This is a genomic window from Nonomuraea sp. NPDC048882 (assembly GCF_040649755.1).
GTDB classification, from domain to species: domain Bacteria; phylum Actinomycetota; class Actinomycetes; order Streptosporangiales; family Streptosporangiaceae; genus Nonomuraea; species Nonomuraea maheshkhaliensis.
In genome coordinates this window covers 148,456-162,535 of the sequence record NZ_JBEZGB010000003.1, presented here as the reverse complement: position 1 = coordinate 162,535, position 14,080 = coordinate 148,456, and the positions used below count along the sequence as shown (strand labels likewise).

Annotated in this window: 15 protein-coding genes and 1 pseudogene; 9 read left to right on the top strand and 7 right to left on the bottom strand. The window is 68.7% G+C overall.

What is annotated here, in order from left to right; genetic code table 11:
• Positions 1-153: 153 nt before the first annotated feature.
• The gene (locus AB0C27_RS10850; protein WP_357841094.1) at positions 154-618 is read left to right on the top strand and encodes a type II toxin-antitoxin system HicB family antitoxin; all 465 of its coding nucleotides are present in this window, start codon (positions 154-156) and stop codon (positions 616-618) included.
• 230 nt (positions 619-848) lie between these two features.
• Here the strand turns inward: AB0C27_RS10850 and hemC are convergent, their stop codons facing one another.
• Together hemC and AB0C27_RS10840 are read right to left on the bottom strand one after the other, a co-directional pair.
• Positions 849-1,835 carry a hydroxymethylbilane synthase gene (gene hemC, locus AB0C27_RS10845; RefSeq protein WP_357841091.1) on the bottom strand — a complete coding sequence of 329 codons (987 nt, stop codon included), beginning with the start codon at positions 1,833-1,835 and terminating at the stop codon, positions 849-851.
• Positions 1,836-2,003: 168 nt separating this feature from the next.
• Positions 2,004-2,354, bottom strand: coding sequence for a hypothetical protein (locus AB0C27_RS10840; RefSeq protein WP_357841088.1), 351 nt, complete (start codon positions 2,352-2,354; stop codon positions 2,004-2,006).
• A 223-nt stretch (positions 2,355-2,577) separates the two neighbouring features.
• On the opposite strand from AB0C27_RS10840, the pseudogene AB0C27_RS10835 reads away from it, so the two are divergent.
• A pseudogene (locus AB0C27_RS10835) lies at positions 2,578-2,793 on the top strand (helix-turn-helix transcriptional regulator); the annotation flags it as partial.
• Between the two features lie 9 nt (positions 2,794-2,802).
• Here AB0C27_RS10835 and AB0C27_RS10830 read toward each other — a convergent pair.
• The gene (locus AB0C27_RS10830; protein ID WP_357843109.1) at positions 2,803-3,048 is read right to left on the bottom strand and encodes a hypothetical protein; all 246 of its coding nucleotides are present in this window, start codon (positions 3,046-3,048) and stop codon (positions 2,803-2,805) included.
• Between the two features lie 274 nt (positions 3,049-3,322).
• On the opposite strand from AB0C27_RS10830, the gene AB0C27_RS10825 reads away from it, so the two are divergent.
• Together AB0C27_RS10825 and AB0C27_RS10820 are read left to right on the top strand one after the other, a co-directional pair.
• Positions 3,323-3,724 (top strand): hypothetical protein, encoded by a 402-nt coding sequence (locus tag AB0C27_RS10825; protein WP_357843106.1) that lies wholly within the window; start codon positions 3,323-3,325, stop codon positions 3,722-3,724.
• 206 nt (positions 3,725-3,930) lie between these two features.
• Complete coding sequence (locus AB0C27_RS10820; protein WP_357841085.1) at positions 3,931-4,653, top strand: hypothetical protein; 723 nt, start codon at positions 3,931-3,933, stop codon at positions 4,651-4,653.
• Between the two features lie 38 nt (positions 4,654-4,691).
• Here AB0C27_RS10820 and AB0C27_RS10815 read toward each other — a convergent pair whose 3' ends face one another.
• Positions 4,692-4,994: a hypothetical protein gene (locus AB0C27_RS10815; protein ID WP_357841082.1), complete on the bottom strand. Its 303-nt coding sequence runs from the start codon at positions 4,992-4,994 to the stop codon at positions 4,692-4,694.
• A 185-nt stretch (positions 4,995-5,179) separates the two neighbouring features.
• On the opposite strand from AB0C27_RS10815, the gene AB0C27_RS10810 reads away from it, so the two are divergent.
• Both AB0C27_RS10810 and AB0C27_RS10805 read left to right on the top strand, forming a co-directional pair.
• On the top strand, positions 5,180-5,347 hold the full coding sequence (locus AB0C27_RS10810) for a hypothetical protein (protein ID WP_357841079.1): 168 nt from the start codon (positions 5,180-5,182) through the stop codon (positions 5,345-5,347).
• A complete protein-coding gene (locus AB0C27_RS10805) occupies positions 5,332-5,568 on the top strand; it encodes a hypothetical protein (protein WP_357841076.1) in 237 nt (78 codons plus the stop codon). Before AB0C27_RS10810 ends, AB0C27_RS10805 begins: the two co-directional genes overlap by 16 nt.
• A 398-nt stretch (positions 5,569-5,966) precedes the next feature.
• Here AB0C27_RS10805 and AB0C27_RS10800 read toward each other — a convergent pair whose 3' ends face one another.
• The gene (locus AB0C27_RS10800; RefSeq protein ID WP_357841073.1) at positions 5,967-6,527 is read right to left on the bottom strand and encodes a dihydrofolate reductase family protein; all 561 of its coding nucleotides are present in this window, start codon (positions 6,525-6,527) and stop codon (positions 5,967-5,969) included.
• A gap of 170 nt (positions 6,528-6,697) precedes the next feature.
• Between AB0C27_RS10800 and AB0C27_RS10795 the strand changes: the two genes are divergently transcribed.
• Positions 6,698-7,729 (top strand): hypothetical protein, encoded by a 1,032-nt coding sequence (locus tag AB0C27_RS10795; RefSeq protein WP_357841070.1) that lies wholly within the window; start codon positions 6,698-6,700, stop codon positions 7,727-7,729.
• Between the two features lie 102 nt (positions 7,730-7,831).
• On the opposite strand, the gene AB0C27_RS10790 is transcribed toward AB0C27_RS10795, so the two are convergent.
• Both AB0C27_RS10790 and AB0C27_RS10785 read right to left on the bottom strand, forming a co-directional pair.
• Positions 7,832-9,862: an ABC transporter ATP-binding protein gene (locus AB0C27_RS10790; protein WP_357841067.1), complete on the bottom strand. Its 2,031-nt coding sequence runs from the start codon at positions 9,860-9,862 to the stop codon at positions 7,832-7,834.
• A complete protein-coding gene (locus AB0C27_RS10785; protein WP_357841064.1) occupies positions 9,859-11,775 on the bottom strand; it encodes an ABC transporter ATP-binding protein in 1,917 nt (638 codons plus the stop codon). The genes AB0C27_RS10790 and AB0C27_RS10785 overlap by 4 nt, the downstream gene beginning before the upstream one ends.
• A 275-nt stretch (positions 11,776-12,050) precedes the next feature.
• On the opposite strand from AB0C27_RS10785, the gene AB0C27_RS10780 reads away from it, so the two are divergent.
• Positions 12,051-12,503: a YciI family protein gene (locus AB0C27_RS10780; protein WP_357841061.1), complete on the top strand. Its 453-nt coding sequence runs from the start codon at positions 12,051-12,053 to the stop codon at positions 12,501-12,503.
• 117 nt (positions 12,504-12,620) lie between these two features.
• Positions 12,621-14,003, top strand: coding sequence for an RNA polymerase sigma factor (locus AB0C27_RS10775; RefSeq protein WP_357841059.1), 1,383 nt, complete (start codon positions 12,621-12,623; stop codon positions 14,001-14,003).
• Positions 14,004-14,080: the final 77 nt, after the last annotated feature.

The window sequence follows — 14,080 nt, the reverse complement described above, 5'->3', positions numbered from 1 at the left end:
TCATCGTGACCGGGTGCCGTGACCTGGGAGAAGAATCCACTCTCAGAGGAGGGACCGTAAACAACGGATGAGACCAGTGTCAACCAATGGCGCTAGACGATGTCCATCTAGTCACGCTAGACGACTCGCGTATCGCCCCCTAGAATCCCCCGCATGGAACACTTCGAGAAGATCTTTGACGAGCCCGAATGCGATGGCGACCCGGACGAGTTCGTCGACGTCAAGTTCGCCCAATACCCCGCCACAGCCACCCGCGACGGCAACCAGTGGACCGTAACCGTCCATGACCTGCCCGACGGGCGCGCCGTCCTGGCCCAGGGTTCGCACTGGACCGAAGCTCACCGGAACACACACAAGCTTGTCGCCGAACTGCTCGGCGAACAGCCTCACGCCGTCGGCATCACCATGCGACCGGACGACCCGGAGATCGTCGCCGCCCTCGACGCGGTCACCCTCGCCCGCACTGCCCGAGCGGACGCCGAGCAGGCCGAGCGCAACACGGTCGCCGGCGCGGCCCGCCTGCTCACCGGCAAGGGGTGGACGGTGCGGGACGCCGGGGGCGTCCTGGGCCTGTCGCCGCAGCGCATCAGCCAGCTGGCGCCCCGCAGCACCGAGTAGGGCCACTGGCGGGGCCCTGAATGTGCCGAACGGGTTACTCGACATAGGCGCCGGTCTTCTGGCCTGAGCCGGCGCACTTCTTGCCCGTCCCCGGATTTGTGTGATGAGGGGCCTTCGAGCCTGGCCTGACGCCGAAGAAGACCTCGGCGCACCATCTGCACTGGGAATCGCTCATGGGCATGTGCGGTTCATTTCCCGCGGTGACGGTTCCGAGCCGGGAAGTCAGGTGCTCATTTGCGGGTCGCCGTGATCAAGTCGCGAGCGCCCTGGTGGAGCAGGTCGGAGGCGACGCGGGAGCCGAGCGTGGCAGGATCCGCGGGGTCACCCCACATGTGGGTCCTGACGAACGTGGAGCCGTCACGGTTGAACACCATCCCGGACAAGCTCATGAGGCCGTCCGCCGTCGTCGAGGCGTACCCGGCGATCGGGCTGTTGCAGTGGCCGCGCAGCATGTGCAGCATCGTCCGCTCGGCCAGGATGTGCGCGGCCGTCGCCGGGTGGTTGAGCTCGCCGAGCAGTCGCATGATCGGGACGTCCGCCTGCCGTGCCTGGACGCCGATCACCGCGGCGCCCACCGCGGGCACCATGGACACGACGCCCTCGTCCGCTGGATGGAACTCCACCGGAAGGACCTCGACGTGCCGTCCGGTGGCGCCGATCCGCCGCAGGCCGGCGCGGGCCAGGATGAGGCCGGCGTACGTGTGATCGTTGTCGAGCTTGCCGAGGCGGCTGTTGACGTTGCCGCGGATGCGCTCCGCGCGCAGGTCGGGCCGGACCATGTGGAGCTGCGCGCGGCGGCGCACGCTGCTGGTGCCGATGACGGAGCCCGCGGGCAGCTTGTCGAGGGGCGTGCCGTCGCGGGTGACGAGCACGTCGTGCACGTCGTCACGCTCCAGGTAGGCGCCGAACGCGAGACCGGGCGGGAGCGGCACGTCGCCCGGAACGTCCTTCATGCAGTGCACGGCGATGTCCACCCGGCCGGCCATGAGGGCCCGGTCGATCTCCTTCGTGTAGAGGCCCTTGCCGCCCAGCTCGGACAGGTCGCCGGGCCAGAGATCGGCCGTGGTGGTCATGGGCACGATCTCGATGTCGAGGCCGGGCACGCGCTTCTGGATGCGGTCGCGTACGCCACCGGCCTGGTGCAGCGCCATGGGCGAGCTACGCGTCCCGATCCGCAGCGGCCGGTCGGGGAACGCGTCTTGCAGAGCATCGGTCATAGTGGTCTTCCGGTCGGCCGCTGGCGGGTGGCATGCGTACGGTTATCGACGCTAGCCGAGGGTGGTCCTGGTCCTCGGTTCGGGGCACGCAGGTGCGCTCCGGGAAGTCGATCACCGGCTTCGCACCGAAGATGAGGACGGCCGGATACAGCCACATCAGGACGTCTCTCACGACGCCGCCTTATGGTCCTTGTGGTGCTGGTCGTCGAGGTCTTCCATCAGAGCGGACACGCCGCCGTGGAGCCCGATGCCCCACAAGCTGATCCGCAGTTGCGGAGGCCCGACCGCGGCCGGCTTCTCGTCTGTGCTCTTCGCGGTCACGGGGGTGCCTCCCTCGAGTGGGTGGTGCGATGACGCCGGGCGCAGAGGGCCGGCCTGAGCGAGGGCATAGGAGATCACCCACTGGGGAAAGCTGAGCCGCAACACGGCGAGCTGACGATCACGCAAGTCGAGCTCCAGCCACGCCCCGATCACGGCGTCTCGTTGGGCGAAGGTCGTGTCCCGATCAATGAGGCTCATTGCGGGCACCACCCGGCGAACTCAATTGCGTCGGCCGAATTGAGGGCTATGCCGGAATTCACTTCGGCGGCCTTTCTGATCAGGGCTTACGCGCCGTCCAGGAGTTTCGCGTTTCCAGCAGGAAGCGCAGTGTCATAGTGAGAGAATTCGGGGAGCGCATCCAAGGGGGTGGATGTTGGAACGCGAGTTTCCACCAACCCCACCAACGAGGAGATGGGCTTGAATGCCTCGCCGCCCTGACGCCGTCGATCCCGCCGCGTCGCCCTGGCACCTGCTGGGCTCAGAGCTGCGCTACTGGCGCGATGAGGTGCGCGGCCTCAGCCAGCGCGACGCGGCGGCCCAGGCACGCTGCGACCATGGCGATCTGTCAAGATGGGAACGCGGCCAAGCGCCGGTTCAGCCCGATGTGATCGAGCGACTGGATTCCTTGTATGGTGCACAAGGGCGGCTAAAAGCGCTTCATGCCTTTGCCGGCGAATTTGACCGCCTTCGCCAGGCCGCGCCTGAAAGGGCCCATAATCTTGCCGAGGATGATGACATGCATCGGCGCGCTGCGATGAGACTGATCGCCGCTTTGAGCGCGGGAGCGGTCATACCGCCAGGCACTATAGAGACGTTGTTCTCCGGGATCGAGAACGCCGTCGCCGAACGCGAGGTCCGCTCCGACGATTGGCAAGAAGTCGCGTGGGAGCACGGCTTCGCCTACTACACCCAGGCGCCGGGAACACTCGTCCACGCCGTGGCCGCTGACCTGGCCGAGGTCTCTCGGCTCCTCGGGCGAACCTCCTCCGCGACCGCTCGCACCGGTCTGCTACGGGTCGGCGCGCAACTCGCCGTACTCATGGGCATGGAGTTGAGCGAGGTCGGCGAGCCCCGGCCTGGCCGAGGCACTCCGCGCACGGGCGTTCATCTCCGCCTCGCAGGGCGACGTCCACACGACCCGCGCCGCCCTGGGCGATCTGGGAGGCGTGTTCGAGAGGCTGCCCGACGACGCGACCAGCGACCGGACAACGCCGCTGTGGAGCTTCGTGGAACGCGATGCCGCGTGGGCGGACGCCTACTCGCTGGCTCTGATCGGAGACACCGCGGACGCGACCCGCGCGGTGGACCGGGCGATCTCGCTGTGCCCGACCACGTTCATCGGCAACATCACGCACTACGAGCTCGTGCGCGCACTGGCCCTCGTCGGGGACGGCCACGTCAACGACGGGCTCGCGCACGCCGTGACCACCGCGCGGGCGTGGCCTGTCAGCACGATCCGGCGCCGCACGCTCGGCCGGATCCTCGACGCGTTGCCGGAGCAGAGCCGCGCGCTGGAGGCGGCTCGCGAGCTGCGCAGCTTGACCGCCGGATCGCCCGCGGACGTCTAGATCATCGCGCGCGGGATGCTCATCATGGTGGCCGCTCGCGGCCTATCTGACCTGGCCCTATGGCAGTTTCGCTCGCGAGGTGAGGCGCTGAGATTCGCTCTCAGCGCCTCACCTGTTTCAAGATCAGGTACGGCGGGGCAGGCATCGTCCCTCCCTGACGCCCTCGCCCATCCATCTATAGGGCTGCATCATGGCATCATGCTCGCATGCGACAGCTGTGGGATCTCTGGTCGCAGTGGTGGTCTGGATCCTCCCTGACCGGTAGCCAGCTCTGGGGTCTCCAGCTGACGTACTGGGCCCGGATCGGCAAGCTCCTGCAGTTCATGGCTGGACTGACGGTGATCCTCGACCTCATCGGTCCCGAACCGCTGCGTGCTTTCGGCAAGCGGTTACTCCGGGTGCCCTGGGCCCGCGGTTTCTCCTCCGGTGCCGAGAAGGTGGCCGTGGTCACCTTCGTTACCACGCTGTTGGCCTACATTGCCCTGTGGGTCTTGATGTTCGTGTCCGAATTCGTCGCACCGGTTGAGCGGTTCTTCGCCCAGCTCTTAACCCCGCTTTGGACAGCCGGCCGGTGGATCGACCAGAGGCCCTGGCTGCTCCCCCTGCTGATACTCGGCTTTTTCTCTTTCCTGGCGCTCTCCTCCGTTGTTCATAAGCGGCTGTGGCCTCAGGACGACACCACCAAGACACGCAAGGAACTACGCGGCGAGCTGGACCTGGCGCTGTTCGTAACCCCAGTGGCGCTGATCGCGGCCATCGCCGTCGGACTCCTGCTTCTACCGTGGCTGATCTTCATCTATGGCCTCTGCGTACCGCTTAGCCGAGGCATCGGATGGTTGCTGGACCGTCACCGACCGGCGCACCCGGCCCGCTGGATCGCTCTCGTTCTGTTCATTGTGGGGTTCCATTTCGATCTCCTGGCTTCCTGACAGTCTCCGCTTCGTGCGTTCCACGCACGGCTTCAAGATCATTTGATGCGTGGCACCTTCTTGTACCGGCCGCGCAGGGCCTCCGCCGGGACCTGGCTGAGCTGGTCAGCGGGCACCCACTCCACGAGCTTCTGGTGAATCTCACCCGCCTCCGACCGGAACGTCACCACCCACGTCTCCAGCCCCTCCCACGAGTCGGGCGCGGTCTGCCGCCACGCCGGCAGGAACGCCCCGCGGTCGTAGACTCGCCCTCCGGTGCGTACGCCACCAGCGGCGGGATCGCGACCGGGTACGCGGCCTCGTCGTACAGGTTCGGCTTCCTGGTGCTCACGAAACGTCACCTTTGCGAGGACCTGATGCGCCGTATCGAACACATGCCCCTCCCCGAGATCGCCCGCGCCGTCCGGAACCCGAAGGAGCACGACCTTCCGGCCATCAGGAAGTCGATCGAACCCTCGCCGGCGAACTCGACGAGCGCACCGGCCGCCTCGTCGCTGGGCATGGGCGGCTACACGTCCTGGAGGAGATGGCCGGCGAGAGCAAGTCGCCACCCGAGGGTGTGAAGATCGGCGACGACGGGGTGTGGCTGGTGCCCATCCTGCGCGGCTGGACCTCGCGCAGCGACGCGGAGGCGGAGGCGTACCTGGTGGCGGCGAACCGGCTGACCGAGCGCACGGCATGTTCGAGCTGGTGATGCAGACGATGATCGCCGAGGCCGCTGCTCGCGGGCAGGCTGACCTCGACCTGGTCAGTGTGGACTCCACCACCGCTCGCGCGCACCATCATGCTGCCGGGATGGCCTTGGACGGTGAACTGGCGGCAGCGCTCGAAGAAGCCGCCGGACGTGAAAAGGTCCGACAGCTATCTGGCCGACCTCCACCTACGCGAGCCGTCTTATGGATTCGAAGCCTCTGACAGGCCTGAAGATCCGAACTTCGTACAGGCTCTAACATCAGCTCCTGATCGCTCACTTATTCGGCGACGTGTTTTCGACTACAGCGGGGTTGCTGGCAAAGCTTCTATCACAATAGACACTTCCATGATAGGTCATCAATGCCCCAAAGGGGCGAATAGGGTGAAGTTCGGCAACGACCTGATCGGGAACACCGCGAACGCACAAGCTAGTAGCGACCGTGCCGCCTGGAGCGAGCTGGGCGCTCATAGTGACAAACCAGCCGACTAATCTTTCGGCCCGAAGACGAGGCCCTTTTGTAAGGCCGGCGCCGCAACACCCGTATCCTCTCCGCGGTACCGGCCCGGCTCCGGACGCCGCACCCGCAGCGCACGCGTGGCCCCTTCGAACGACGCCTGAGTCAGTGGCGGACGCGGTAACGGATGTGGGTCGCTTCCGGCGTGTCGATCACCCGGACGATCTCCAGCGTCACCCGCGACGCCAGGACCTCGAACAGCCGTATGCCCCCTCCGTACAGGACCGGCACCTGATGGATTCGTATTTCATCCAGTACGCCGGCCTCCAGTGCGCGCTGTGCCGTATAGGCGCCGATCACATGCACGTGCCGGTCTCCGGCAGCGGCCTTGGCCTGTGCCATCGCGCTTTCGATCCCGTCGTTCACGTACGAGATCAACGGATACTCCGCGACCGACGGGTCGGGCTGCCGATGGCTGAGCACGAAGACCGGGACACCATCACCATGATGAACACCGCCCCAGTGATCGACCTGTTCCGCGGTACGCCGTCCCGACACGACCGCCCCAGCCTCATTGATCTCGTGCATCAGTTTCCCGGCGGATCCCGACCTACGGAAATCACCGTCCGGGGTGAGGGCCCAATCGTGCAGGATGAATCCATCCCCTCCCGGGTTGCCCGGTCCGTCGTTCGGGCCTGCGACGTACCCGTCGACCGATACCGACATGTCCAGCACTGATATCGCCACATCTACCTCCGGTGGTCTCGATCCAACTCGATTTGACATGCCGCAGGTCGGGGGCACTTATTCTCCGCGGCTGAAATGCATCGCACCAGATTTCTGGCCGGACATTCTGCGGACATTTGGCGGCACGAGAGCAGCTCAGGCCCGGTCACGTGTTCGACCTAATGTGTTTCGCGATCGAATTTGAGGATCGAGGTTCGAAGGCACCCTCTCAGGACAACCAGCGCGGCCGGCTCGACGACCTCGGCGCTCGTCGCGCTACCCGGCGCACGCCGGTCGTCCAGGCCCGGCCGCTCCAGCCGTGCCGAGCGGTGCTCGCGCGGCGACGCCGAGCCGAGATCCCGAGAAGTTGTCGGTCGCGCCCGCTAAGTTTCGTGATCTCAAAACCCCTCCGCGACACAGCCACGGGAGCCCGCAGCATGGGAGCGAAAACCAGTCTGATCGCCTACTCCGACGGCGACCTGCCCGGGCTCCTCCGCACTCTCCACCGACCTGACGCCTCCGCGACGGCCGCCCTGATCGACCGGGTTTTTCCCGACTGGACCGTCTCCCCCGCCGAGCCGGGTAATCTCTCGGATGACGTGCGGCCGCCCGAAGATCTGGCCTATGCGACCAGCTTTCCCGGGGTCGAGCTGATCTGCGCCGACAGCTTCATGCTGGACAATCCGTCCCTTCTGCCTTCCCATCTCGTCGAGGCGAGCAGGGGCCGCCGGCTTGTGCTGCATGCCATGCACAGCGTGGTCGACTGGCTGGCGTTCGCCGTCTGGGAGGACGGCCGGCTCGTGCGGTCCCTCAGCCTCTCCCCCGGCCACGGCGTCATCGAGGACATCGGCGAGCCCTTCCCCTTCGAGCTGCCGTTCTGGGAGGGGCTGCATCCCGTTGAGCCCGATCCCGCCTGGGGCGGCACGGAGCCGTACGCGCTGCCGTTCCATCCTCTCGAACTCGGTGAGGTGGCTTTGCATGTGTTGTTCGGCTTCACCATCGAGGGCGAGGTTCATCCGGACGATGTCGATCCTGAGGACGTGGCTCTGCTCGGGTTCAACGTCGTCGACCCCGACGGGCCGACTCCCGAGGAGCGCCGGGCCGAGCTGATGGCGATCCGAGAGCGGATGGGCGAGCCGCGGTTCTTCCGGCCTCAGGGTGACGGCTCCTTACAGGAGATCGGCATCGACGAACTGGCCTGAGCGTCGCGTCCTGTGAGCGTCCCGGCCGGGCGTTCGTGGTCGGGGCCTGGGCTCGGGGATCGCGCCGCTCGCCGCCGGTTTCGGGTGGCGTTGTCGCTGAACTCAGGTGAACGCGTCTCGTTGGATGGTGTGCAGGTCCGCGTACGGGCCGGGGCGGGTGACGAGGTCCGCGTGGGTGCCCTGCTGGACGATGCGGCCGCCGTCGAGCACGACGATCAGGTCCGCCATCCGTACGGTCGGGAACCTGTGGGTGATCAGCAGGGTGACGGCGCCGGGGTGGCGGCGGGCGGCTTCGGCGTAGCGGGCGAAGACGGCGCTCTCGGCCGGGGCGTCGAGGGAGGCGGTCGGCTCGTCCAGCACCAGCAGCAGTGGGGCGTCGCGCATCGAGGCGCGGGCCAGGGCCAGTGTCTGCCACTGGCCGCCTGACAGGCGTACGCCGTGCTCGAAGGTGTCGCCCAGTTCGGTGGCCAGGCCGTGCGGGAGGCCGGACATGAGGCCGGTGGCGTCCGCTCGGGTCAGTGCGGTTTTCACGGCGGTGTGGTCGTGGAGGCGGGGCAGGTCGCCGACGCCGACCGTCTCGGCGGCGGTCAGCTCGAAGCGGGCCAGGTCCTGGAAGACCGCGCTGATGCGGTTACGCCAGTAGTCGGGGGTCAGGCGGTCGAGGGGGACGTGGTCCACCAGGATCTCGCCGTGGTGCGCGCGGTAGAGGCCGCACAGGAGTTTGGCCAGGGTGGTCTTGCCGGAGCCGTGCGAGCCGACCAGGGCGACGGTGGATCCGGCGGGCAGGTGGAGGTCGAGGTCGTGCAGGACCTGGCGGGACGTGCCTGGGTAGGTGAACGACACCCGGTGCAGGGTGATGCCGTGATCGAGGCGGTCGCCGAGCGACTGCCCGTCTTGGGAGGAGGTGGTGGTGTCCGGCGTGATCGGTTCGGGGGCGGGCTTCTTGGTGGAGAGGCCAGGCGCGGCTGGGCGAAGCGTTCCGGCGTCCGGGGCTGTTGGTGTGGGAGAGGGCTGCAGGACGGAAGGCTTCGGTGGGTGCGGGCGGGTGGTGGTGGCGTAGTGGCGGAGCCAGGACAGGCGGGAGACGGCGCGTAGACCTGAGGCGACCGAGCCGAAGTGGAAGGCCAGGCGGGAGGCCTGGGTGACGAACTGGACGCCGACCGTGGCCACCAGCACGATGTCCCCCGCCGTGGCTTGGTGGTTTCCGGCCAGCCAGGCCGCGTAGCCGAGTGCCGAGACATAGCCGGCCAGGAACGCGGCTGAGCCGGCGAACGTCAGCAGGCCGGCTCGGATCCCGGCGTTGGTCAGTGCGGCTGACGTCTGCTCCCATCGGTGGTCGGCCATCGTGTCCAGTACGGGTGCGGCGCCGCTCAGGCGGGCCTCCTTGGCCGAGCCGGCTGACGTGATCGTCTCCGACAGCGCCTCTTCCAGGCGGGTGGTCTCGGCGGTGCGTTCTGCGGCGGCGTCGATGTGGCGGGCCGCGCGGCCGCGTACCAGGAGGGACGGGAGGACGGCCGCGCCGAGCAGGAGCAGGAGGAGGGGGTGTACGGCGGCCATCAGCCCCACGCCGAACGCGATCTGAGCCGTGTGCTCCGCCACGAGGGCGAGGGCCCACACGGCGAAGTACAGGTGCCAGCTCTCCTCGCGCAGCGTCCGCAGTTTGTCGAGGTACGCGGGGCGTTCCAGGTGCTCGATGGTGGGGATGGACGAGGTGAGGGTGAGGATCTCCTCCTGGACGGACAGGCCCATGCGTTCGGCCAGGTCCTGCATCAGGGCCAGTTCGGCGCGGCCTAGCGCGACGCCCGTCGCCAGGGACGCTCCGGCGGCTACGGCCCAGAGCGCGGCAGGGGACGCGTGGCCTGCGGTGGCGGCGTCGGTCAGCTCCCGGAGGAAGACGCCCACCAGGCCGTGGCTGAGCGCTCCGGAGAGGAGGAAGGCGGTCAGGACGAGGCCGGCGCGGCGGTCCGTGTGCCAGGCGAGGGTCAGCAGGCTGCGGAGGGTGCCCCACGTGGTGGAGGCGGCTGGAGTGGAGATGGCTCCCGTGGAGGTGACGTCCGTCGTGGCTATCCCGGTGGGGATCGGCTCGGTGGAGGTCGGTTCCGTGGGGGTGGGTGGGGTGGGGTTTGTGGTCATTGGGCGTCCCGGGTGATCAGGTCTGCCTGGAGGTGGTACCAGTGCGCGTAGTGGCCGTTCGTGGCCAGTAGCTCGGTGTGGCTGCCTTCCTCCGCGATGACGCCTTGGTCGAGGACGATGATGCGGTCCGCTCTGCGTACGGTGGCGAAGCGATGCGAGATGAGGACCAGGGTGCGGCCTCGGGCGCGCTCCAGTAGGCGTTCGAAGACCTCGCGCTCGGCGCGGGCGTCCAGGTGGGCGGTGGGTTCGTCCACGATCAGGACCTGGCGTCCGCGTGGGTGGAGCGCGTACATGGCTCGGGCCAGGGCCACCTTCTGCCACTGGCCGCCGGACAGGTCGCGGCCCCCGGTGAAGGCGCGTGAGAGCGGCGTGTCCAGGCCGGCGGGCAGGACGTCCAGGAGGTCGAGCGCGTCGGCGGACTCCAGGGCGGACAGGACGTCGGCGTCGGTGCCGGCGAAGGTTGGATCACCCAGGCGGATGTTGTCGCGGAGGGGCAGGGGGTAGCGGACGAAGTCCTGGAAGACGGCCGCTGCGGTGGTGGGGGTGGTGGCGAGGCCGGTGGTGGGGGTGTAGAGGCCGGTGAGGAGCTTGGCGAGGGTGGTCTTGCCGGCGCCGTTGCGGCCGACGACGGCCAGCCGTTCGCCGGGGCGGATGTGGAGGTCGAGGTCGTGGAGGAGCGGGGTCTCGGCACCGGGATAGGCGAAGGTGACTCCCTCTAGCGCGAGGACGCTTCCGTCACGGGCGAACGAGGCGCGAGTCGGTGCGGGCGCCTCCTCATCTGTCGCCAAGTGGGCAAGCGAGGCGCTTCCCGGGGCTGGTGCATCCACGTTCTCCGCCGGGTCGGCGAACGACACATCTTTCGGTGTAGGCGCGTCTTCGTCCTCCACCGGGCGGGCGGACGAGACGCCTCCCGATGCGAGCGTGTCCCCGTTCTTTGCCGGGCGGGTGGCTGTGGTGGGGGCGGGGGTGGACAGGGGTGGGGTGAGGAGGCGTTGGGTGGCGTGGTGGGGCTCTCTTGCGTGGGCTATCTCGAACATCTGGTGGCTGCCTGCGCCGTACGCGAACACCAGCAGGGCCGCCAGTACGCACTGCGCCAGCTCGCCGGGACCGAGCAGGCCCGTTCCGGTGTGCCAGGCGAGGATGGCGAACGTGCCGGCGGCGGAGAGCAACTGCAGGGACAGCACTGTCCCGTATCCGCGCACCACAGCGCGCCGGCCGCGTGACTGCGGGGTGAGGAATGCGCGCATCGCGGCCACGTACCGGTCGATGAAGAAGGGCTGGAGGGAGAAGACGCGCAGTTCCTTGGCGGCGGCCGGGCCTCCCGCGACCTCGGCCAAGTAGTCGGCGCGGCGTCGGCGGCGTGCCTGGTCGGGGCTGTCGGCCAGGGTGTCGGCTCCGCCGGGGCCGACCAGCATGGTGGCGATGCGGTGGTTCTGGAGCAGGGAGAGTGACAGGGCCAGGACGGCCGGCCACCACACGTGCAGGGCCAGGATCGACGCGCCCAGCAGGGCGGAGGCCAGGCGGCCCGCCTCGCCGGCCGCGGCTACTGCTGCCGTGCCCGGTGTCCTGCCTCGGTGGCCGTGCAGGGCCAGCCGTAGGTCCGCCTGTGTCGCCGGTGTCTCCAGGAGGGCGAGCGGCAGGTTCGAGGCGGCGGCACGTACGCGTGTGCGGAGGACGCCGTCGATTCGGCGGGCCGCGGCGGTTCCGGCCGGTTCGCGCAGAGCCGTGCAGAGCTCCTGGGCGAGCAGTACGAGCAGCAGGGTGATCAGCGGCGCGGCGCCTCCGTGGGAGATGAGGAGGCCGAGGGGCACCGTGCTGAGCGGGCCGAGCGTCGCCGCGCCCACGCTGAGCAGCATGAACGGCAGCAGGTTACGCGCCCCGGCCAGCGGCAGCAGCCTGGCGTATCTCGTCATTGCAATCCGATGTGACCGTATTGGTCTGCCATGGGCGTGACCGTAACTCGGCGACACCGGATCAGTCAAACCGATGTGGCCAGCTTGGAATGTGTATCCGACGCCTTCCGCCGGTGACCGGGTGGCCAGGTTCGAATAGGTTCTGGGCGGCGTCGCGGGGTGAGGGTGGCGGGAAAATGTTCGCCTGGGCTGTCGATCCGACCGGGTGCCGTTCGACGCGTTGATGGGAGGCGGCGCCGCGCGACCGCCCGTCACGAGCGAAGGAGAACAGACCGATGAAGTTCATGATCGTGGGCAAGGCCAGTCCCGAGTCCGAAGCCGGGGAGTTGCCCAGTCAGGAGCTCGTGGACAACATGCACGCCTACAACGAGTCGCTGGCCAGGGCCGGGGTGCTGCTGGCGGCCGAGGGTCTCTACCCCAGCTCGCACGGCGCGCAGATCGCCTACAGCGGGGGCAAGGCGAGTGTGATCGACGGACCGTTCGCGGAGGCCAAGGAGCTGATCGCCGGGTTCTGGCTGATTCAGGTCAAGTCGCGTGAGGAGGCCCTCGAGTGGGCGCTGCGGGTGCCGGTGCCGCCGGGGCACGACGGGATCGGGCTGGATGTGTGGCGGGTGTTCGACGCCTCGGACGTACCGGACGACTCGATGCCGGCCGAGGAGCGTGAGCGTGAGGAAGCGCTGCGGGAACGACTCGGCGCGGACCAGGGCCAGGGCCACCCCAACGCCTGATCCTGGTCAGAACGGGTGGGTCGGTCGGGCGCCTGACCGCTGCGGGTGACCGGGTCGGCGGCTGAGCACCGTTGAGGCGGGTTGCGAGGGTGTGGGGCGGGCTGGTCTCATGGGCCGGTGACGGCTACGGACACCCACCGCGCCATCGAGGCGGTCTGGCGCATCGAGGCGGCCCGGCTCATCGCCGGGCTCGCCGGGCTGGTGCGCGATGTCGGCCTGGCCGAGGAGCTGGCGCAGGACGCGCTGGTCGCAGCCTTGGAGCAGTGGCCGGAGTCCGGCGTGCCGCGCAATCCGGGCGCCTGGCTGATGACGGTCTCCAAGCGGCGCGCCATCGACCTGATCCGCCGCAACGAACGGCTCCAGCGCAACCTCGTCGAGCTCGGCCACCGCCTCGACCTGGAGGAGGAGCCGCCGGAGGTCGACGAGATCGAGGACGACCTGCTGCGGCTGGCGTTCACCGCCTGCCATCCGGCGCTGTCGGTGGAGGCGCGGGTGGCGATGACGCTGCGGGTGCTCGGCGGGCTGACCACCGACGAGATCGCGCGGGCGTTCCTGGTGCCGGAGGCGACCGTGGCGCAGCGCATCGTCCGGGCCAAGCGCACGCTCGCCGACAGGAAGATCCCGTTCGAGGTACCGCAGGGCGCTGAGCTGGCCGGTCGGCTGTCGTCCGTGCTGGAGGTCATCTACCTCATCTTCAACGAGGGCTACTCGGCGACCGCCGGTGACGACTGGATGCGGCCCGGCCTCTGCGCCGACGCGCTGCGGCTAGGGCGGGTGCTGGCCGGTCTGATGCCGAAAGAACCCGAGGTGCACGGGCTGGTCGCGCTCATGGAGATCCAGGCGTCCCGGTCGGCGGCCCGCGTGGGTCCTTCGGGTGAGCCGATCCTGCTGCTGGAGCAGAACCGGGCGAAGTGGGATCGGCTGCTCATCAACCGGGGCCTGGCCGCGCTCGACCGGGCCGAGGAGCTGTCCAAGGCTGCGGGTATGCAAACCGGGGAAGCCATCGCAGGTCCGGGCGCCGCCGGGGAAACGGGGCAAGGGGCGGGCGCGGCCGGAGGATCGGGTACAGCGGCAGGTCCAGGTGGGATTGGGGAAGTCGGCACAGTGCTGGGGCCGTACACACTGCAGGCGGCCATCGCCGCCTGTCATGCGCGGGCGAGCGCCCCCGAGGAGACCGACTGGGTGCGCATCGCGAGCCTGTACGAGGCGCTGGCCCGCCTCTCCCGCTCCCCCGTCGTCGAGCTCAACCGGGCGGTGGCGCTGTCGATGGCGTACGGGCCGGCGGTCGGGCTCGGGCTGCTCGACCAGATCGTGGACGAGCCGGCGCTGAAGGGCTACCACCTGCTGCCGAGCGTACGCGGGGATCTGCTGGTCAAGCTGGGGCGGATGGCGGAAGCGCGGGTGGAGTTCGAGCGGGCGGCGGGCATGACCCGTAACGCGCGTGAGCGTGCCCTGCTGGAGGAGCGCGCCGCCGCCGCTTCCCGAGATGCCACCTCCTAGAACCTGGAAGGCCACCCCCAAGGCGCCGCTCGCCGACGCGGCTGAGGCTCACTCTGGGTGACATTGCCCTGGATGTG